We start from the raw sequence: 19,052 nt of genomic DNA on the forward strand, positions 1-19,052 counted from the left end.
CTCCGTGGCTTCGTCCCTACGGGCGTGCGTAGAAGTTGGGCGTCGTCCAGTAGTACATCGACTCCTCCGAGACCGGCTGTCCAGACCGCGGGGCGTGGATGATCCGGCCTCCGCCGATGTAGAGCGCGACGTGGTAGATCGAGGAGGGGCTGCTCGACGACCCCCAGAAGACGAGGTCGCCCGGCGCGAGCCGGCTCGCGGAGATCGGCGTCGACTGGTCGTACTGCGCCACCGAGTAGTGCGGCAGCGAGATGCCGCCGCGCTCCCAGGCACCCATGGTCAGGCCGGAGCAGTCCCACGAGCCCGGGCCGGCGGCGCCCCACACGTAGGGCTCGCCGATCTGGTCGCGGGCGAAGGCGATGGCGGCCTGCGCGCCCGAGGACGCCGGCGGGGGGTCGTTGTCCGGCTGCGGCTGGGGAGCCGGGTCGGGCTGAGGCTCGGGCTGGGGTGCGGGGTCGGGCTGCGGCTCGGGCTCGGGTGCCGGGTCGGGCTCCTGCTGCTGCTGCTGCTGCTGGGCAGCCTGGTCTGCGGCGTCCTGGGCCGCCTGCTCGGCGGCAGCCTCCGCCGCTGCCTCCGCCGCTGCCTGCTCGGCCGCGGCCTGGGCGGCGGCCTCGGCGGCGGCCGCCTCGAGACCGGTCTGGCGGCGCTCGGCGAGGTCCACGCTGATGTCCTGGAGCCGGGCCATCTCGGCGAGCAGCCGCGACTTCTCGTCGGCCACCGCCTGCGCCTCGGCCGCCGCGGCGTCGGCCGCGGCCTGGGCGGCGTCGCGGGCGTCGCGCGCTGCGCTCTCGGTCTCCTCGGCCTCGGCACGCGCCTCCGCTGCCTGGTCGCTGGCGACCTGGGCCCGGGAGGACGCGACGCGGAACTCGTCGTACCTGTCGTCGAGGGCGTCCTCGGTGTCGCGCATGGTGTCCATGCGCTCGATGACGTCGAGGATCCCCTCGGACTCCATGACGCCGGAGAGGGCGTTGAGCGTCGGCATCGACTGGTACGACGTCACGACGGAGCTGGCGTAGACGTCACGCAGCCGGGCCAGGTCGGCGAGTGCCGCGGCCTCCTCGCGGTCGGCCCTGCGGGCGGCGGCGCGAGCCACGGCGGCCTCGTACCGGGCGCCGTTGAACGCCTCCGAGGCCTGTGCGGCGGCCACGGAGGACGCCCGGAGCCGCTCGTTGGCGGCAGCGATCTCGGCCTGGAGGGAGTCGACGTCGCTGGTCTTCGCGACCACCGCCTCCTCGGCCTGCGCCACCTCGGCACGGGTCGGGACGTCGGTGTCGTCGGCGTGGGCGACCTGGGCGGTCACGACCCCCGCGGCGAGGGCGAGGCACAGGGCGGCGGCGGTCGCGCGGGAGCGCACGGCGGTCTCCAGACAGGTCGGGGACGTGGGTAACTCCCGGCACGCTAGTGCTCAGGAGTCCCAAAAGAAACATTTGTCCCAACTTTTTGTGGATCTATCGGCGTGTCGGCTTGACGAACTACATATTTGTAATTCACGGAGCGCGGCCCGACCGCGCCGTCTCCTGACCGTCGTCGGGCCGTCGGCCAGGAGTCGGACGGAGGACCGGTACCGGCCAGATCGGCTTCCTAGCGTCGACGTACGACAGGGCCGCGCGAGCGGCCGGTGCCTCGTCGTCGCAGGAGTTGGCATGATGCCCCGTCCCGGTTGGCGCATCCTGGTCTCGTCGCTCGTGATGTCGGTGCTGGCTGTGGGCGCGGCGCTCGCGCCGGCACCGGCGTCCGCCCCCGCCCCCGGCCCGGCGACGCTCGCCGTGGCGGCGGTCCCCAGCCACAGCGACCCCGTCGCCCGTGCCTCCCCTCCGCGGTGGCCGCTCACCCGAGCCCTGCTCGACGAGCCGGGACGGCTCCGGATCCGCGCCCTGCTGGTGCGGCACCTGCGCGCGTCACCGCCGGGATCGGTGGTGCAGGGCGTGGTGTGGGCCTACGACAGCCAAGCCCTCACCTCCGCGCTGGTTCGTACGGCGCGCAGTGGCGTCCGGGTACGGGTCCTGGTCGGCGGCATCTCCTGTGGGGAGCCGGCCTTCGTGCGCCTGCGCCGGACCCTGCGCCCTCCGTCGTACGCCGGGTGCGTGCGCGGCTCGGCCCGGGGTGGCGCCGTGTTCGACGGCGCGGAGGCCAACCTGCACCAGAAGTCCTGGACCTTCTCGCGGGTCGGCCGGGCCCGTTGGGTGAGTGTCGTGACCACGGCCAACGCGACCGAGGTCGCGGAGCGCCACCAGTACAACGACGCCTACGAGGTCGTGGGCCACCGCGAGCTCTACCGCCGTCTCGGCCAGGTCTTCGAGCAGCAGGCGAGGGACCGCGCGGTTGCTCACCCGTTCCGCCACTACGAGGTCGGTCGCGGGGTGGCCGTGACCTTCCTGCCGTGGAACTCGCCGGGGCAGGCGGACCCCGTCGTCGAGCGGATCCGCGGCCTGCCCGGCGCCAGCACCACGATCCTGGTCGCGCAGTCGAACTGGCAGGACCAGCGCGGCGTCGCCATCGCGCGGGCGCTCGTCGGGCAGCGCCGGGCCGGCGCCACGGTGCGTGTGCTCGCCAGCCAGCCGCTGGGTCGGGGGGTGCGGGCGGTCCTGCGCGCGGGAGGGATCCCCGTGTCCAACACCTGGTGGGGACCGCACCGCTACAGCCACCTGAAGTTCATGGCAGTCCGCTACGCCACTCCGGCCGGCCCACGGTCGCGGGTCTGGACGGGCTCGGAGAACTGGTGGTCACCCTCGCGCGGGCACGACGAGCTCGTGCTGCGGGTCGACGGCGGGCCGGCGTTCGCGGCGTACCAGCGCATCTTCCGCATCGTCCGCTCGGCCTGACGAGCCACCCCCGGAGACCCCACGAAGGCGCTCTTGCCGGGGTAGTCCCTAACCCCAGAGCGCATTTGATCGATCCAAAATCTCTCTAGCGTTGGGGACTATCCCGACGGGGCGATCAGACAGGGTCCCTAGGGCCGGTCGATCGGGATGGCGGAGGTGGTGGTGGTGGGGTGCGACTGGAGGCCGTGCTTCTCGAACTTCTGGCCGGTGGCGATGCCGCCGAGGTAGAAGGCGACGAACGCGATCATCGCGCCCGCGACGTCGTCGGCGATGTAGTGCCAGCCGAAGTAGAGGGTGGCCACCACGGTAATCGCGAAGTTGATCCAGAAGACGATCTTGAGGACCCGGCTGCGCAGGGTGAACTGCACCATCAGGGCCACCAGCAGGGTGATCGCGACGTGCAGGCTCGCGAAGCCCGCGACGGACTGCACGATGCCGGTGACACCACCATGGATGACGTCCGCCCGCGCGGACGCCAGGCTGTTCATGAGGTCGGTCGTCGGCGTTCGGGTCAGGCCTTCATAGCGGGCGAAGTACTCGAAGCCCGGGCCCTTGGTGGGCAGCGCGTAGTAGGACAGCGTGCCGAGCGACCAGGCCAGGCACTGCGAGGTGGCGAACCAGTAGCCGTAGGAGACGTTGCGCGACCAGACCAGCCACGCGGTCAGCGCCAGCGGCACCATCGGCAGGAACAGCAGGTAGACATAAGAAAGGATGTACGCCGAAAAGGTCTCCCCGAACACCGCGTGCAGCACCACCGGCGGGTCCTGGCCGAAGAACAGCACCCGGTCGAGGTACATCAGCTCGCGGTCGTACTCGACGTCACCGCGCGCGATCGGCAGCGCGGACTTGAGGTTCCGGTAGCTGACGTAGGTGATGTAGAACGCGACGATCCCGGTGACCACCAGCGTCAGCCGCTCCCGGCTCCAGTGCTGGCGGATGCGCTCACGCACCAGGTCCGGCACGGCCTTCGGGTTGAGACGCGACATCCACAGCGTGCGCGGCAGCAGGTCGAGCAGCGCGGCGCCGAGCAGGAGCAGCGGCAGCCGGAGCCAGGAGGGCCCGAGGAACTTGCCCTCCGGGTCGAGCAGCGGCCGGTCGTAGTGCCGCGAGACGATGAGCGCCAGGATCCCCATGACGGCAGCCGTGCCGATCAGGGTCACGTAGGCGCGGCGGTACACCCGGGTCAGTGTAGAGACCGCTCTTGCCAGGCTCTCACCGGATCGTCGCCAGGCGCGACGGGTCGACGGTGAGCCGCACCGGCTCGCCCGGCGCGGGGTGGGTGTTGACCGACGCGACCGCGTCGAGCTCGCCGACGCCTTCGACGTCGACGACCAGCCGCACCTGGTCCGGGGTGACCCGCGCCGACAGCACGACCCCGCGCAGCGCCTCGGGACCCGCGGAGCCCTCGGAGACGTCGACGGTCAGCGCCGAGCGACGTACGGCGACCGCGCTCGCGGCCCGCAGTCCCGCCGCGGCGAGGACCCGGTCGGCGGCGGTGCCCTCGAGCACCCGCGCGTAGCCGAGGAACAGGGCCGTCTCGGGGTCGGCGGGCGCGGCCCAGACCTCGTCGATCGCGCCGCTCTGCACGAGGCGGCCCGCGCGCATGACGGCGAGCCGGTCGGCGACGGTGTAGGCCTCGTCGTGGTCGTGGGTCACCATCAGCGCGGTGGTGCCGGCCGCGACCAGGATGTCGCGCAGCTCGCCGGCCAGCCTCTCACGCAGCCCGGCGTCGAGGGCGGACAGCGGCTCGTCGAGCAGCAGCAGCCGCGGCTCCACGGCCAACGACCGGGCGAGGGCGACGCGCTGGCGCTCACCGCCCGAGAGCGTCGAGGGCAGGCGGTCGCCGTACCCGGACAGCCCGACGAGCTCGAGCAGCTCGGTGACCCGGCGTTCGGTGTCGGGGGCCCGGCGCAGGCGCAGCGCGTAGCCGACGTTGCGCGCGACGGTGAGGTGGGGGAACAGCTGTCCGTCCTGGAACATCAGCGCGAAACCGCGCTTGTGGGTCGGCGTACCGGCGAGGTCCTGCCCGGCCCAGGCGATGGTGCCGCGGGCGGGCTCGAGCCCGGCGACCGCGCGCAGCAGCGTCGACTTGCCCGAGCCGGACGGCCCGAGCACGGCGAGCACCTGGCCGGCGGGGAGCCCGAGGTCGACGTCGACCACCGCGGGCACTCCGTCGTAGTCGACCGACACGCCAGTCAGGCTCAGGCTCATCAGAGCGCTCCCAGCGAGGGCACGCGCAGCCGCTCGACGGCGAACATCACGACCGCCGTGGTGACGGCGAGGACCACGGAGGCGGCGAGGGCCATGCCGTAGTTCATCGCACCCGGGTGCCCGATCAGCCGAAAGATCACGACCGGGAGCGTCGCGGACTCGTCGCGCGCGAGGAAGGCGGTGGCCCCGAACTCCCCCAGCGATGCGGCGAACGCGAACCCCGAGGCGGCGAGCAGGGGCTTCCAGAGGACGGGTACGTCGACCGTGAGCAGTGTGCGCAGCGGTCCGGCGCCCAACGAGGCCGCCGCCTGCCGCTGGCGGTCGTCGATGCCGTCGAGCACCGGCACCAGCGTGCGCACCACGAGCGGAAGTGCCACCAGGGCCTGGGCGATCGGCACGAGCAGCGCCGAGTCCCGCAGGTCGACCGGCGGCCGGTCGAGGGTGATCAGGAACCCGAAGCCGAGGGTGGCCGCGGAGACGCCGAGAGGGAGCATGAAGAATCCGTCGAGCACGGTGCGGACGCTCCGCTCCGCCCGCGAACGCGACCGCCGGGTCACCGCCAGCGCCACGAGGAGGCCGAGCGTCAGCGAGATCCACGTGGCGTCGACCGCCGTACGAAGTGAGGTGGCGAGCGCCTCGGTGACCGGTACGACGAGTGCCTGCTGCGAGCCGGTCGAGTCGAGGGCCCGGTAGTTGGCAAGTCCCCAGCCGTCGCCGACGCGCAGCGACCCCAGCACCAGCGTGACGATCGGCGCGGCCACCAGCAGCAGGAGCAGCCCGGTCATGACCAGCTGCGGGAGGTCGGCGCGCGCGGGGCGGCGCGGCCGGGCCGGGACCCGGGTGACGCTGGGGTCGGCGCTCGCCCGGAGCCTGGCCGCCACGGCGAGCAGGGCGACGACCGCGAGCAGCTGGATGATCGACAGGGCAGCCGCCGCGGGCAGGTCGAGGAGGTCGGTCGTCAGCAGGTAGATCTCGGTCTCGACCGAGCTGTACTCAGTGCCGCCGAGGGTGAGCACGACGCCGAACGACGTGGCGCAGAACAGGAAGACCACGCTCGCGGCCGACACGATCGCGGGCCGCAGCGACGGCAGCGTCACCGTGCGGAACACCTGGAGCGGCGTGGCGCCGAGCGCCGCCGCCGCCTCGGCCGGCCGCGAGTCCAGCGACTCCCACGACGCCCCGACCGCGCGGATCACGACCGCCGCGTTGAAGAACACCAGGCCGGCGATGATCGCCACCGGGGTGCCGTCGAACCCCAGGAAACCGAGCGGGCCCGACTCCCCCAGCAGCTCGAGGAACGCCACACCGACGACCACCGTGGGCAGCACGAACGGCACCAGCAGCCCGGCCCGGACCAGCCGCCGCAGCGGGAAGTCCAGGCGGTGCAGGGCGTACGCCGCCGGCAGCCCGAGCACCACCGACACCACGGTCGCGGTGCCGGCGGACCAGACCGTGAACCACACGACCCGTCCGGTGCGCGGGCGGGTCAGCACCTCGACCACGCCACCCGGCACGAAGTCGCCCTCGACCCAGAACCCGCGCGCCACCATCCCGCTGACCGGCAGCAGGAAGAAGACGCCCAGCACCAGCACCGGCAGCAGGGCCAGTGCCAGCAGCGCCGCAGGGCGCCGTACGGCGTGGGTCAGCCGGTGGTGATGTCGCGCCACTCGCTCAGCCAGTCGTCACGGTTGGCCGCCACCTCGGCGGGGTCGACCTCGTGGGGGTCGGTCGGCTGGACCGCGAACGTCGCCCACTCCTCCGGCAGCGGGGTGCCCTCGACCACGGGGAAGACGTACATGCTCTCGGGCAGGGCCGACTGCACCTCGGGTCCGACCAGGAACTCCACCAGCGCCTCGGCACCCTCGGGGTTGTCCGCCCCGGCCAGCACTCCGGCGTACTCCACCTGCTGGAAGCAGGTGTCGAGCAGCGCGCTCGTGGTGGACCCGCCCTTGCCGTCGACGGTGAACGCCGGCGACGAGTCGTAGGACAGCACGATCGGCCGGTCGCCCTTGCCGCCGCCCTGGGTGAAGTCGCCCTGGTAGGCCTCAGACCAGCCGCTGGTCAGCTTGGCCCCGTTGTCGACCAGGTCGGCCCAGTAGTCGGGCCACGCGTCGCCGAACTCGTCGATGGTCGCGAGCAGGAAGGCCAGGCCGACGGAGCTGGTGACCGCGGACGGAAGCACGAACAGCCCTTCGTACGCCGGGTCCGCGAGGTCCGCGAACGTCTGCGGCGGAGCGAGGCCCTCGGCGGTGAACCAGGGGTCGTCGACGTTGACGCACACGTTGCCGTTGTCGACCGGCGTGAGGGCGTGCTCGTCGTCGCCGGCCAGCGCGAAGTCGCCGGCCCCCGCCGGGAGGTCGAACTCGTGGCCGTCGAAGACCCCGGCCTCGAGGGCCCGGGACGCGAAGGTGTTGTCGACCCCGAACGCCACGTCGCCGGTCGGGTTGTCCGCGGTGAGGACGAGCTTGTTGGTCAGGGTGCCCGCGTCGCCGGACGCCCGGATGACGAGCTCGTAGCCGGACTCCTCCTCGAACGCCGCCACCACCTCGTCGGGCAGTGCGAAGGACTCGTGGGTGACGAGAACGACCTGTCCCCCGGCCTCGGCCGCGGACTCCTGGTCGTCGCCGCCCCCGATGACGGAGCAGGACGTGGCTGCGAGCGCGCATGCGAGCAGCACGAAACTGGACTTCATGTGACTCCCTTCGCCGGTACTAACCGGAGCAGGTTCGAGGGTCTGCGGCTGGTCCGCACTCTCAGCAAGCTCGCGCTTGCTCCCCTGTCGTGTGCCTGCACTCTAGCCCTCCGCCGGCGGGTGGCGGGGCGTGGTCCGACTCAGGCGCGGGTCAACGCGGTCTCCGTGCCCAGCCGGGCCAGCTTCTCGGGGTTGCGCACGAGGTAGAGCGCGGTCACCCGGCCGTCCTCGATCAGCAGCGAGCCGATCGTGTCCACCTCGCCGTCGACGACCAAGCGGACGGCGGGGGCACCGTTGACGACGACCACGTCGGCGACCGCGTCGACGCCCTCGGCGACGGCGGCCAGGAAGCGGAGCACCTTCTCGACGCCGACGATCGGCCGCAGTGCGGCCTTCTTGAGCCCGCCGCCGTCGGTCATGAGTACGACGTCCGGTGCGAGCACGTCCATCAGTCCCTGGAGGTCGCCGGTCGCCGTCGCCTCGACGAACCGCTGGAGCACCGCGTCGCGCTCGCGCACCGACACGCTCGCCCGCGGCCGGCGCGACTCCACGTGGCTGCGCGCGCGGTGCGCGATCTGGCGCACCGCCGCGGGCGACTTGTCGACGGCGGCCGCGATCTCGCCGTACCCCACGTCGAAGACCTCGCGCAGCACGAACACCGCCCGCTCGGTGGGGGTCAGCGTCTCCAGCACCAGCAGCATCGCGGTGGAGAGGCTGTCGGCCAGCGCCACGTCGTCGGCCACGTCCGGGACCGTCAGCAGCGGCTCCGGCAGCCACGGACCGACGTACGCCTCGCGGCGGCGCGCCACCGTGCGCATCCGGTTGAGGGCGAGCCGGGTGGTGATCCGCACGAGGTAGGCGCGCGGCTCGAGGACCTCGGTGTGGTCCACCTCGGCCCAACGCAGCCAGACCTCCTGGAGCACGTCCTCGGCGTCGACCGCGGAGCCGAGCATCTCGTAGGCGACCGTGAACAGCAGGTTGCGGTGGCGCACGAAGTCGTCGGTCGCAGCCGTCATGAGGTGGAGGGTACGGCGAGCGGCAGCTCGCAGACGTCCGAGTAGCCCTGGCTCTGGAGTCCCGCCGCGGAGTTGAAGCGGGAGCGCATGTTCTCCAGCGCCACCATCTGGGTGAGCTCGACCACCGCGGGGGTGCCGAGCGTGGCGAGCAGCCGGCCGGTCAGCTCGTCGGTGACCGTCAGCGGGGTCACGCTCATCGCCTCGGCGTACTCCAGGACGTCGCGCTCCACGTCGGTGAACACCGACGACTCGCGCCAGCGGGGCACCTCGCGCAGCTTCGCGAGGTCGAGGCCGTCGTTGCGGCCCAGGAAGTAGCCGAAGTCCAGGCACCACGAGCAGCCGATCACGGCGGCGCTCGCAAGCTGGGCGTAGGACTTGAGGTCGGCGTCGAGCCGGTCCCACTTGCGCACCTTGCCCTCGAACGAGAACACCGCCTTGAGCACCTTGCGGTGGTGCCAGAGGACGTAGGCGTTGTCGGGGACCTGGCCCCACTCGCGGCGGGCGTACGCGGACATCACGCGGCCGTAGACACCGGTGATCGTGGCTCTCGGGATGCGGAACGTGCTGGGCATGACTGCTCCTTCGGTCGCTGGTTTCTCGTGGCCCCCTTCAGACACCGGCCGCCGTCGTTCTGTGACAGCGCTGTGGAAGTCTTGGCGTATGGCGAGCCTCCGACACCAGGTCCTCGCGTGGACGATCCCCAAGCTGCGCGGCTCGTGCGAGCTCACGGACGTCGCCGAGGAGCGGGCCCGCATCGAGGTCTGGCACGCCACGCTCGACCGCACGCTGCCGACCGGCCGGGTCCGCGGCTTCGACCGGGACTTCACCGTCACGACCGAGACCCTGGCCGGCGCCGACGGCGACTTCCCGTCGTACACGATCACGCCACGCGGCTACGAGCCCGAGCTGACGCTCTACTACTTGCACGGTGGCGCCTTCATGGCGCCCATCGACCACTTCCAGGTGCTGTGGGTGACCCGGCTGGCGAAGGCGCTCCGGGCCCGGGTCGTGGTGCCCGACTACCCGCTCACCCCCGAGCACACCGTGCACGCCTCCCACGCGGCCGTGGCCGACGCGGCCGCGCGATGGGCGGGTGCCGGCCCCACCGTGCTGGTCGGCGACTCGGCCGGCGGTGGCTACGCCCTGGCGGTGGCCCAGACCCTGCGCGACCGCGGGGGGCCCCAGGCGACGCGGCTGCTGCTGGTCTCGCCGTGGGTCGACCTCTCCACCAGCACCAAGGCCGAGACCGAGGCGCTGGACAAGGTCGACCGGTGGCTCTTCATCGGCAAGCTCCGCGCGTACGCCGAGTGGTGGGCCGGGTCGGCCGAGGCGCTGACCCAGCACGAGGCCTCGCCGGCGCTGGCGCCGCTCGAGGGCCTCCCACCGGCACTGATGTTCTGCGGCACCCGCGACCTGCTCGTGCCCGGCTGTCGCCTGCTGCAGCGGCGGGCCCAGGAGGCCGGCTGGGACCTGACCTACGTCGAGGAGCCGGACCTCATCCACGTCTACCCGATCCTGCCGGTGATCCCGGAGGCGCGGGTGGCCTGGCGCCAGACCCTGGAGTGGCTGCGATGAACCTGACCACCGTCCCCTTCGACGCCCTCGACGCACGCACGGCGTACGACGCCTGGCGGCTGCGCCAGGCGGTCTTCGTCGTCGAGCAGGAGTGCCCCTATCCCGACCTGGACGGCCGGGACCCCGAGCCCGGGACGCGCCACGTGCTGATGCGCGACGACGACAACCTGCTGGTCGGGTACGCACGGGTGCTCGACGACGCCACCGCCTGGCGGATCGGGCGGGTGGTGCTGACCCCGTCGGCCCGCGGGCGGGGACTGGCCGACGGCCTGATGGCCGCGGCGATGGAGGCGTGCCCCGGCCGCGACATCGTGCTGGATGCCCAGTCGCCGTTGTGCGGCTGGTACGAGGGGCTCGGCTTCGTCGTCGACGGCGACGAGTTCCTGGAGGACGACATCCCCCACACCCCGATGCGGCTCAGCGCAACTCCCAGGCCCTGAGGTCCAGACCGCTGGGCGAGTTTCCGAACATCGCCGGACCCGGCGGCGGCACCCACCTACGGTGACGCCATGCCCACACCGTCTGCCGCCGCGTTCGCGCGCGCCGGCACCGTCGCCCTGGCGCTCGCGCTCGCCTCAGCCACGCTCACCACCGCCCAGGCGCAGTCCCCCGAGCCGGGGTTCCAGCCCGGGAGTGCGAGCGCAGCGAGCACTCCCAATGGAAGGACGAAGTCCTTCCACGCGCCGCCGGCGTACTCCATCGCCACCGACGGCGACATCACCGACCTGCTGCGCCGCGAGGGCAAGCTCTACGTCCGCGGCACGTTCTCGAAGATCGGTCCCTTCACGGGCTCCGGCATGCCGATCGACCCCGCCACCGGCGCCCGGGTCGTGGCGCCCGCGATCGACGGCCAGATCTCGGTGTCGGTCGCCGACGGAGCCGGCGGCTGGTACGTCGCCGGCGACTTCGAGACGATCGACGGGCACCGCTACCGCGGCCTCGCGCACATCGGCGCCGACGGTCTCGCCGACCCGGCGTTCGCGCCCAAGGTCGGCGGCCTGGTCAGCGCCCTGGCCCTCGACGGCGACACGCTCTACGCCGGCGGCCTGTTCGACGAGGTCAACGGCAAGGCCCGCACCAACCTCGCCGCCGTGTCGACCGCGACCGGCGAGCTGACGGCGTTCGTGTCCTCGCGCCCGTCCCGGGTGACCGAGCTGCTGCACGCCGACGCGCGACTCTACGTCGGCACCGAGAAGGACCTCGTCGCCGTCGACCCGGCCACGGGCGCCCGCGACGCCGGCTTCACCGCGCCGGTCTCCGGACCGATCCGGGCCTTGGCGACCGTCGGCCCCCACCTCTACGTCGGCGGCCGCGGCCTGGTCGACCTCGACACCGACACCGGCGTCGCCAACGCGTCGTTCCAGCCCACGACGACGGCGTTCGGCAAGCTCGACGGCCGGGTGCACGCCCTGCTCGCCGTGGGTGGTCACCTGATCGCCGGCGGCGACTTCCGCCGCCTGGGCGGCCTCGATGGCCCGCTCGTGGCGCTGGACCCGCAGGACGGCAGCGGCGACCCGGGGTTCGCGCCCGCCATCGGCAGCACGCGCCGCGGAGCCGCCGACAGCGGCGTCTTCGACCTCGCCACGCTCGGCTCCGACCTCTGGGTCGCTGGCCTGTTCACCAGCGCGGGCGGCGCGCCCGCGCAGAACCTCGCCGCGGTCGACCCCCTCACCGGCGCGCGCAACGCCAAGTCGCTGGCCTCGCTGGACGGCCAGGTCAACACCGTCGAGGCCTCCGGCGACGGGGTCTACGTGGGCGGCCAGTTCTTCATGGCCGGCTGGGTCCCGGCGCGCGGCATGGCCGCGCTCGACGGTGACACGCTGCTGCCGATCGCCGGCTTCGGCGGCCACCGCGTGTCCCCGAGGGGCTCGATGGTCGACGGGCAGCGCGCGATCTTCATCGCGGAGACCAACTTCCACGGCTATGACGAGGACGCACTGGAGTACGGCTACCGCCTGTACACGCCGACCCGGTCGAAGGTCCGCGCCGTCAACCCCACGACCGGCGCCGTCATCAAGCGGCTCGGGATCGACAAGGTGCGGAACCTCACCGGCATCGCCACGCTCGGCGACCGCTACTACGTGGCCCAACGGCTCGACAACGACGTGCGCTTCCCGCGCAACCGGGTGACGGCGTACTCCCAGAAGACCGGGCGGGTCGTGGGCGGCTTCATGCTCCCCCTGCGCGGCTACATCGCGGAGATGTCCTCCGCGGACGGTCACCTGCTGTTCGCGGGCAGCTTCCGCCGCGTCCGCGCCAACGGCCAGCGCGCCCACCTGGCACTGCTCAAGGTGCGGCCCCGCTCGGGCGGCGTCCGCCAAGGTTTCGACCCGCAGACCAACGGCCCGATCTACGACATCTCACGACAGGGTGACGACCTCTACGTCGCCGGCATCTTCGACGACGCGGGCTACCAGAACACGCCCATGAAGGGCCTGGCGAAGTACACGTTGGTCGACGGCTATCCCGACCTGCGCAAGGGCTGGCGCGCCCCGGCCCACCGGCTGAGCCACCACGTCGGCGTGGAGGCGCTGGGCGACGTCGTCCACGTCACCGGCGGCTGGGCCGTCCAGTTCCTGTCCGAGGACGACGCCCGCCCGATCTCCGACGTGTTCGACGGCTACGACCGGCAGGTCAGCCTCGCCGTGCGCGAGCCCGACGGCATCGCCTACGCCGGCCAGGTCTACCTGCCGCTGGCCGGCGACAGCTTCTACCGACTGTCCTACGTCTCGCGTACGGCGAGCTGAGGACGGAAGCGCACACCCTCGGGGTCCTCTTCGCGCGTGGCCAGGCCGCGCGCGACGAGGAGCTCGAGGTGGGCCTTGGTCTCCATCGAGGCCATGCCCTGGCTGAAGAGGTCGAGCTCGGGCAGCGGCGTCTCGTGGCGCGTCCACGGCAGGTGGCCGGCCACCTCGAACGCGGTCGTGCTGCCGGCCTCGAGCGCGGCCAGGCTCAGGTCGAGCCGCTCCTCGTGGTGGACGAGCAGCTCGTCGACGCGGGCGTGCGACGACGGCGCGACCGGCCCGTGCGCCGGCAGGATCGTCAGGTCGGGCAGCGCACGCACCTTGGTCAGCGACGCCATGAAGTCGCCCAGCGGCTGGTCGGTGGGCGGCACCGTGAAGCCGATCGACGGCGTGATCGTGGGCAGCACGTGGTCGCCGGCGAACAGCAGCCCCGCCGCGCGCTCCGCGAACACGAAGTGCCCGGGGGTGTGGCCCGGAGTGTGCACGGCGTCGATGGTGCGGTGGCCCACCTTGATCTCCTGGTCGCCGTCGAGCCAGGTGTCGGGGAACGTCCAGATCGAGGGGTCGGGCGGCTCGCGGTCGGCGTCCATCCGGACCCACTGCTCGGCGACCAGCCGCGCGCCGGCCGAGACGAGCACCTCGACGAACGGGTTCTCGGTCAGGTCCTCGAGGTTGTTGAGCAGCTCGAGCGCCGGCTGCTCTCCGATGCCCAGGGCGACGTCGGCGCCGTACTCGTGACCCAGGACGGTGGCCAGCGTGAAATGGTCGCGGTGCACGTGGGTGACCAGGAAGCGCCGGATGTCGCCGAAGCCGTAGCCGACACCGCGCAGGCAGCTGTCGAGGAGGTCGCGCGCGACCGGGATCGCCCAGCCGCCGTCGACCAGGGTCAGCCCGTCGTCGGTCTCGATGACGTAGACGTTGATCGCGCGCAGCCCGTCCATCGGCAGCGGCAGCGGGATCCGGAAGACGCCGTCGGCCACCCGCCACGCACCCTCGGCCGTCCAGTGCTCGCCCGAGTCGGGAGAGATGGCGTACGCCGTGCTGACGCCCGGGTCCTTGGCGGGTGCGGCGGAGTCCGGGATCACGGGACGGACGCTACGCGCCGACGTCGGGGAACCCGAGGTCGAGGGTCGGCTGCTGGATTCCGCCGTCCACCTCGAGGAGCTTGCCGGTGACGTACTGCCCGGCCCGCGAGCTGAGGTACAGCACCGCGGCGGCGATGTCCTCCGGCTCACCGACCCGGCCCAGCGGGGTCTTCGTCTCGAGCTGGTTCATCATCTCGGGCTGCCCGGCGACGTACTCGAGGGCGCTCGTCATGATCGAGCCGACGTAGATGCCGTTGACCCGGATCTTCGGGGCGAGGTCCTGCGCAGCCATCTTGGTCCAGTGCGCGAGTGCCGCCTTGGCGGTGCCATAGGCGATGAAGCCGCGGTCGGCCGTGCGGCCCATCATCGAGCTGATCGTGACGATGCTCTTCTGGAGGTCGTCGTCCTTCAGCATCAGCGGCACGGCGGCGACGCTGAGCGCGTGGGCCGTGGTGACGTTGAAGCTGAACGCCTCGTTGAGGAACTCGTTGCTGGTCTTGAGGAACTCGGTCGGGAAGGTGCCGCCGACGTTGTTGACGACCGTGTCGAGGCGGCCGAACTCGTCGTACGCCGCCTGCGCCAGGCCGGCGACCGCGTCGAGGTCGCTGAGGTCGGCCGGGACGACGAGGACGCGGCGCCCGGTCGCGCGGATCTGCTCGGCCACCCGGTCGAGCTGCTTCTCGGTGCGTGCCGAGATCAGGACGTCGGACCCGGCCTCGGCCAGGGCGACGGCGGTGGCGGCACCGAGGCCGCGGCCGGCGCCGGTGACGATGGCGACCTGACCAGTGACCGCGAAGCGGTCGAGGATGCCGCTCACTTTGACACCAGGCCGCGGCCGGTGACGAGCGGCAGGTCGATCGCGGTGACCAGGCCGGGCTCGGCCGCGACGACGGCCGGCAGCGCGTTGATGATCCGCTGCGCGGTGGTGATCATCCCGGACACGTTGTGGTCGCCGTACTCGCCGTGGTGGGTGAAGTCGACCTGCATCATCGGCTCGCCGGTGATCTTGATCCGGTAGCAGCCGTCGTGGCCGGTCGGCGGGGTCTCCCACTCGGGAACCTGGTCGGGCGCCGTACGCGTGATGTGCTCGAGCACGACGCGGGGCGTGCCGTCGACCTTGCCGATCAGCTGGAAGCGGACCGCGCCCATGGTCCCGGCCTCGACGTCGCCGGAGACCGACGGCGTGAACACGTCGGCGGCCCGGCGGTCGACCTCCTCGGTCAGCGGCTCGTCGAGCACGATGTCCAGGCCGGCCGCGATCTGGCGTACGACGCTGCCCCACGCCATGGTGAGGATGCCCGGCTCCCAGAGGAACGGCTTGAACTCCATCGGCCGGCCGAAGCCGAACATGTCGCCCATGACGACGGGCTGGTAGTAGGTCGAGTAGTCGCAGATCTCCATGACCCGGACCTCGTCGATGCGCTGGCTCAGGCTGGTCATCACCAGCGGCAGGAGGTCGTTGGCGAAGCCGGGGTCGATGCCGTTGATGTGCATGCTGGCGTTGCCGGCCTTGCAGGCGTCGTCGATGCGCGCCAGGAACTCCGGCGGCAGGATCTTCTCCGGCCACTGGAGCAGCACCGGCCCGCTGCTCGTGACGTTGATGCCCGCCTCGACGAACGAGATCAGGTCCTCGATGCACTCGAAGACCCGGTCGTCGGCCATCGCGGTGTGCACGATCGCGTCGGGCTTCAGCGCGATCAGCGCGTCGCGGTCGGTGGTCGCGGCCACCCCGAGCTCGCGCCCGAGCTCGGCCAGGATCCCGGCGTCCTTGCCGTCCTTGTCCGGGTTGGACACCCACACCCCCACCAGCTCGAGGTCCGGGTGGGCGTCGATGCCGGCGATGGCGTGGCGCCCGATGGTGCCGGTCGACCAGACGACGACACGGAGCTTGCGGTCAGGGATCACTTGAGACATGGCGCAAACCTAGAACACGTTCTAGAAATGCGGAAGGGTTGGGCCCCTATGTAACTCGGGCGCTCAGCCGCCGGTAACGACGGGGCAGCGGGTGCCGGAGTAGATGGTGGGCATGCAGCGGTTGCAGTGGATGCAGACGCCGGAGGTCTGGCGGCCGGCCTGGAGCTTGTTGACGAGGTCGGGCTCGCGGAGGACGGCGCGGCCCATGGCGACGAAGTCGAAGCCGTGCTCCATCGCGCGCTCCATGGTGTCGCGGCGGTTGATCCCGCCGAGCAGCATCAGGGGCATCGACAGGCCCTCGCGGAAGCGCAGCGCCTTCTCCCAGAAGTAGCCCTCCTGGAAGTCGTAGTGCTTCATGAAGCCCTTGCCCATCGGCGTACGCATGCCGAGCCGCACCGGCAGCGGCATCGACGCCGCGAACTCCTTGAGCGGCACGTCACCGCGGAAGAGGTACATCGGGTTCATCAGCGAGCTGCCGCCGCTCATCTGCAGGGCGTCGAGGTTGCCGTCGGCCTCGAGCAGCTGGGCGTACTCCAGCCCGGCGTCGGTCGTGACCCCGCCCTTGAAGCCGTCGCTCAGGGACACCTTGGCGGTCACCGCGACCTCGCCGCCGACCTCGTCGCGTACGGCGCGGGCGACCTGCCGGCCCAGCCGCGCCCGGTTCTCGAGCGAGCCGCCCCAGCGGTCCTTGCGGCGGTTGAGCCCGGGCGCGAGGAAGGACGAGATCAGGTAGCTGTGCGACATGTGCAGCTCGAGTACGTCGAAGCCCGCACCGACCAGCGTCCGGGCGGTGGCGACGTAGGCCTTGGTGACGCGAGTCAGGTCCTGCTCGGAGGCGGACCGGATCATCTGCATCGACAGCGGGCTCGGCATCCGACTGGCGCTGATCGCCTTGACCCCGTTGGAGCGTCCGTTGGCGACCGGGCCGGCGTGGCCGACCTGGCCGGCGATCTTGGCGCCGGTGGCGTGGATGGCGTCCGTCATCCGGGCGAGACCGGCCGCGGTGTCGGGGCCGACCACGATCTGCTCGGCGTGCGTGCGCCCCTCCGGCGCCACGGCGAGGTAGGCCACCGTGGTCAGCCCGATCCCGCCCTCGGCGACCGCGAGGTGGTAGCCGATCAGGTCGTCGGTCACCTGGCCGTGCGGCGCGCGCCCCTCGAACGTCGCGGCCTTGACCGTGCGGTTGCGCAGGCGGACCGGACCGAGGGTCGCGGGGCCGAAGACGTCGGGGGTGCTCACGGGCAGAACGATAACGCGTTCTAGTTTCCTGGTGGGCCGGTGCGAGACGATGACGTGTGGGCACCGACGAGATCACCGTCCGACTGCGGGCGGCAGGCTGCGTGTTCGCGGAGGACGAGGCCGCGCTGCTGGTCGCCGCCGCGAGCGACGAGGCCGAGCTCGAGCGCCTGGTCGCCGCCCGGGTCGCCGGCCCGCCGCTGGAGCAGGTGGTGGGCTGGGCCGGGTTCGACGGCCTCGAGGTGTACGTCGAGCCCGGGGTCTTCGTGCCACGCCTGCGCAGCCTCCTGCTGGTCCGCCTGGCCGCGGAGGCCCTCCGGCCCGGCACGGTGGTGGTCGACCTGTGCTGCGGCACCGGCGCCCTCGGCGCCGCTCTGCTGGCCCGCGAGCCCGGGATCGACGTCCACGCCGCCGACGTGGACCCCGCAGCGGTCGCGGCGGCCCGGCGCAACCTGCCGCCCGAGCGCGTCCACGCCGGAGACCTGTACGACGCCCTGCCCGACCTGCTGCGCGGCACCGTCGACGTACTGGTCGTCAACGCCCCCTACGTGCCCACCGCCGCCATCGCCACGATGCCGCCCGAGGCCCGCGACCACGAGCACCGCGAGGCGCTCGACGGCGGCCCCGACGGCCTCGACGTCCAGCGGCGCGTCGTCGCGCAGGCTCGCGCCTGGTTGTCACCGGACGGGCTGCTGCTGCTCGAGACCGGGCGCGACCAGGCGCCGACGACGGCAGCGCTGATGGCCGGCGCCGGCCTCACGCCCGAGGTCCACCTCGACGACGAGGTTGCGGGCTGTGCGGTCAGCGGCCGACCCACAGGCTCCCCGGACTAGGCCCTAGCGCGCGGTCTCGACGACCACGACCGGGCAGGCCGCGAAGCGGATCACGGCACGCGCGACCGAGCCGAGGTGCGACCCGATCGGCAGCGTGGGGTGACGCCGCCCGAGCACGATGAGGTCGGAGCCCTCCGACGCCTTCGTCAGCGCGGCTGCGCTCTGGGCGTGGAACACCTGGATCTCGACCTCGACATCAGCGAACTCCGCGGCGAGCTCGTCGACGTGCGGGGCCAGCTCGCGGTGGAAGCGGTCGCTGAACTCCCGGCGCATGTCGTCACCGACGACCACTGCGTCGTAGCCGTTGGCCAGCCACCAGGCGTGCACGACGTGCAGCGTGGCCCGTCGCTCGCGCGCCAGCTCGAAGCCCACGCGCAGGGCATCGTCGGCACGCTCCGGGTCGTGGACGCCGACCGTCACCCGACCGTGTGGCTGCTCCGGAGGACGCCAGCCCTCGGGCACCGACACCACCGAGGTGTGGGCGCGAGCTGCGACGCCGTACGTCGTCGAGCCGCTCGCGACCCGGCGCAGGCCGGACAGGTGGCGGTGCTGGAGCACCACCAGCCGGGCGTCGGCGGAGCGCTCCACGAGGTCGCTGACGGTGCCGGCGCCGTGGTCGACCAGCTCACTGGTGACGGCCACCTGGCCGGCCACGAGCTTGGTCGCGGTGCGCTTCGCGTCCTCGAGGATCGACGTGCCGAGCTCCCGGGCGCCCTCGTAGGCGACGACGTACGCCTCGGGGAGGCTGGGCGGCATGGTCATGACGTGCACCAGATGCAGGTCTGCGCCGGTGCGGACCGCCTCGTCGGCGGCGAAGTGCAGAAGCGAGTCGACGTCATCGGCACCGACGGCGGCGACGATGCGGTTGCGTACTTGGTTCATCAGAGGGCCTCCTTTGTCACTCACCTCCAGTCTTGTCCCGCC

General features: G+C 72.3%; 17 protein-coding genes and 1 riboswitch. Of the genes, 5 read left to right on the forward strand and 12 right to left on the reverse strand.

Annotated elements, in window-relative coordinates; translation table 11 throughout:
- Positions 1-16: 16 nt before the first annotated feature.
- Complete coding sequence (locus BLR90_RS21655; protein WP_091024919.1) at positions 17-1,354, reverse strand: C40 family peptidase; 1,338 nt, start codon at positions 1,352-1,354, stop codon at positions 17-19.
- A 289-nt stretch (positions 1,355-1,643) separates the two neighbouring features.
- Between BLR90_RS21655 and BLR90_RS09520 the strand changes: the two genes are divergently transcribed.
- Positions 1,644-2,822, forward strand: a complete 1,179-nt coding sequence (locus BLR90_RS09520; RefSeq protein WP_091024921.1) for a phospholipase D-like domain-containing protein — start codon at positions 1,644-1,646, stop codon at positions 2,820-2,822.
- A gap of 128 nt (positions 2,823-2,950) precedes the next feature.
- On the opposite strand, the gene BLR90_RS09525 is transcribed toward BLR90_RS09520, so the two are convergent.
- The 6 genes from BLR90_RS09525 to BLR90_RS09550 all read right to left on the reverse strand — a co-directional run bounded on the left by BLR90_RS09525 (position 2,951) and on the right by BLR90_RS09550 (position 9,313).
- Positions 2,951-4,000 carry a phosphatase PAP2 family protein gene (locus tag BLR90_RS09525; protein WP_245715231.1) on the reverse strand — a complete coding sequence of 350 codons (1,050 nt, stop codon included), beginning with the start codon at positions 3,998-4,000 and terminating at the stop codon, positions 2,951-2,953.
- 34 nt (positions 4,001-4,034) lie between these two features.
- Entirely contained in the window at positions 4,035-5,033 is a 999-nt protein-coding gene (locus tag BLR90_RS09530) for an ABC transporter ATP-binding protein (RefSeq protein WP_091024922.1), read from the reverse strand.
- Complete coding sequence (locus BLR90_RS09535; RefSeq protein WP_245715232.1) at positions 5,033-6,700, reverse strand: ABC transporter permease; 1,668 nt, start codon at positions 6,698-6,700, stop codon at positions 5,033-5,035. Before BLR90_RS09535 ends, BLR90_RS09530 begins: the two co-directional genes overlap by 1 nt.
- Positions 6,676-7,725 carry a thiamine ABC transporter substrate-binding protein gene (locus BLR90_RS09540; RefSeq protein ID WP_091025183.1) on the reverse strand — a complete coding sequence of 350 codons (1,050 nt, stop codon included), beginning with the start codon at positions 7,723-7,725 and terminating at the stop codon, positions 6,676-6,678. Before BLR90_RS09540 ends, BLR90_RS09535 begins: the two co-directional genes overlap by 25 nt.
- Positions 7,714-7,821, reverse strand: a riboswitch (TPP riboswitch). (Overlaps the previous gene by 12 nt.)
- 44 nt (positions 7,822-7,865) lie before the next feature.
- A complete protein-coding gene (locus tag BLR90_RS09545) occupies positions 7,866-8,741 on the reverse strand; it encodes an RNA polymerase sigma-70 factor (RefSeq protein WP_091024924.1) in 876 nt (291 codons plus the stop codon).
- On the reverse strand, positions 8,738-9,313 hold the full coding sequence (locus tag BLR90_RS09550) for a carboxymuconolactone decarboxylase family protein (protein ID WP_091024926.1): 576 nt from the start codon (positions 9,311-9,313) through the stop codon (positions 8,738-8,740). Before BLR90_RS09550 ends, BLR90_RS09545 begins: the two co-directional genes overlap by 4 nt.
- 88 nt (positions 9,314-9,401) lie before the next feature.
- On the opposite strand from BLR90_RS09550, the gene BLR90_RS09555 reads away from it, so the two are divergent.
- The 3 genes from BLR90_RS09555 (at position 9,402) to BLR90_RS09565 (ending at position 13,063) form a co-directional block, all read left to right on the forward strand.
- Entirely contained in the window at positions 9,402-10,316 is a 915-nt protein-coding gene (locus BLR90_RS09555; protein WP_170254246.1) for an alpha/beta hydrolase, read from the forward strand.
- The gene (locus BLR90_RS09560) at positions 10,313-10,756 is read left to right on the forward strand and encodes a GNAT family N-acetyltransferase (RefSeq protein WP_091024930.1); all 444 of its coding nucleotides are present in this window, start codon (positions 10,313-10,315) and stop codon (positions 10,754-10,756) included. The genes BLR90_RS09555 and BLR90_RS09560 overlap by 4 nt, the downstream gene beginning before the upstream one ends.
- 69 nt (positions 10,757-10,825) lie before the next feature.
- A complete protein-coding gene (locus tag BLR90_RS09565; protein ID WP_091024932.1) occupies positions 10,826-13,063 on the forward strand; it encodes a PQQ-binding-like beta-propeller repeat protein in 2,238 nt (745 codons plus the stop codon).
- Here BLR90_RS09565 and BLR90_RS09570 read toward each other — a convergent pair.
- The 4 genes from BLR90_RS09570 to BLR90_RS09585 form a co-directional block, all read right to left on the reverse strand.
- The gene (locus BLR90_RS09570; RefSeq protein ID WP_245715233.1) at positions 13,039-14,145 is read right to left on the reverse strand and encodes an MBL fold metallo-hydrolase; all 1,107 of its coding nucleotides are present in this window, start codon (positions 14,143-14,145) and stop codon (positions 13,039-13,041) included. The two genes, BLR90_RS09565 and BLR90_RS09570, sit on opposite strands and share 25 nt — an antisense overlap.
- Positions 14,146-14,155: 10 nt before the next feature.
- Complete coding sequence (locus tag BLR90_RS09575) at positions 14,156-14,962, reverse strand: SDR family oxidoreductase (protein ID WP_245715234.1); 807 nt, start codon at positions 14,960-14,962, stop codon at positions 14,156-14,158.
- Positions 14,959-16,059 (reverse strand): NAD(P)H-dependent amine dehydrogenase family protein, encoded by a 1,101-nt coding sequence (locus tag BLR90_RS09580; RefSeq protein ID WP_091024934.1) that lies wholly within the window; start codon positions 16,057-16,059, stop codon positions 14,959-14,961. Before BLR90_RS09580 ends, BLR90_RS09575 begins: the two co-directional genes overlap by 4 nt.
- A 63-nt stretch (positions 16,060-16,122) precedes the next feature.
- On the reverse strand, positions 16,123-17,298 hold the full coding sequence (locus tag BLR90_RS09585; protein ID WP_091024936.1) for an oxidoreductase: 1,176 nt from the start codon (positions 17,296-17,298) through the stop codon (positions 16,123-16,125).
- A gap of 56 nt (positions 17,299-17,354) precedes the next feature.
- On the opposite strand from BLR90_RS09585, the gene BLR90_RS09590 reads away from it, so the two are divergent.
- A complete protein-coding gene (locus tag BLR90_RS09590; protein WP_091024938.1) occupies positions 17,355-18,128 on the forward strand; it encodes a putative protein N(5)-glutamine methyltransferase in 774 nt (257 codons plus the stop codon).
- Positions 18,129-18,131: 3 nt separating this feature from the next.
- Here the strand turns inward: BLR90_RS09590 and BLR90_RS09595 are convergent, their stop codons facing one another.
- On the reverse strand, positions 18,132-19,010 hold the full coding sequence (locus BLR90_RS09595) for a universal stress protein (protein ID WP_091024941.1): 879 nt from the start codon (positions 19,008-19,010) through the stop codon (positions 18,132-18,134).
- Positions 19,011-19,052 lie beyond the last annotated feature (42 nt).

The sequence above is a fragment of the Nocardioides szechwanensis genome (assembly GCF_900103935.1).
In the GTDB taxonomy this organism is placed as follows: Bacteria; Actinomycetota; Actinomycetes; order Propionibacteriales; family Nocardioidaceae; genus Nocardioides; species Nocardioides szechwanensis.

Excerpts from the sequence above, each read along its gene's own strand:
- BLR90_RS09520 (WP_091024921.1), top strand. The coding sequence starts at position 1,644 with ATGATGCCCCGTCCCGGTTGGCGCATCCTGGTCTCGTCGCTCGTGATG.
- BLR90_RS09595 (WP_091024941.1), bottom strand. The coding sequence starts at position 19,010 with ATGAACCAAGTACGCAACCGCATCGTCGCCGCCGTCGGTGCCGATGAC.
- BLR90_RS09530 (WP_091024922.1), bottom strand. The coding sequence starts at position 5,033 with ATGAGCCTGAGCCTGACTGGCGTGTCGGTCGACTACGACGGAGTGCCC.
- BLR90_RS09550 (WP_091024926.1), bottom strand. The coding sequence starts at position 9,313 with ATGCCCAGCACGTTCCGCATCCCGAGAGCCACGATCACCGGTGTCTAC.
- BLR90_RS09545 (WP_091024924.1), bottom strand. The coding sequence starts at position 8,741 with ATGACGGCTGCGACCGACGACTTCGTGCGCCACCGCAACCTGCTGTTC.
- BLR90_RS09565 (WP_091024932.1), top strand. The coding sequence starts at position 10,826 with ATGCCCACACCGTCTGCCGCCGCGTTCGCGCGCGCCGGCACCGTCGCC.
- BLR90_RS09555 (WP_170254246.1), top strand. The coding sequence starts at position 9,402 with ATGGCGAGCCTCCGACACCAGGTCCTCGCGTGGACGATCCCCAAGCTG.
- BLR90_RS09540 (WP_091025183.1), bottom strand. The coding sequence starts at position 7,725 with ATGAAGTCCAGTTTCGTGCTGCTCGCATGCGCGCTCGCAGCCACGTCC.
- BLR90_RS09560 (WP_091024930.1), top strand. The coding sequence starts at position 10,313 with ATGAACCTGACCACCGTCCCCTTCGACGCCCTCGACGCACGCACGGCG.
- BLR90_RS09580 (WP_091024934.1), bottom strand. The coding sequence starts at position 16,059 with ATGTCTCAAGTGATCCCTGACCGCAAGCTCCGTGTCGTCGTCTGGTCG.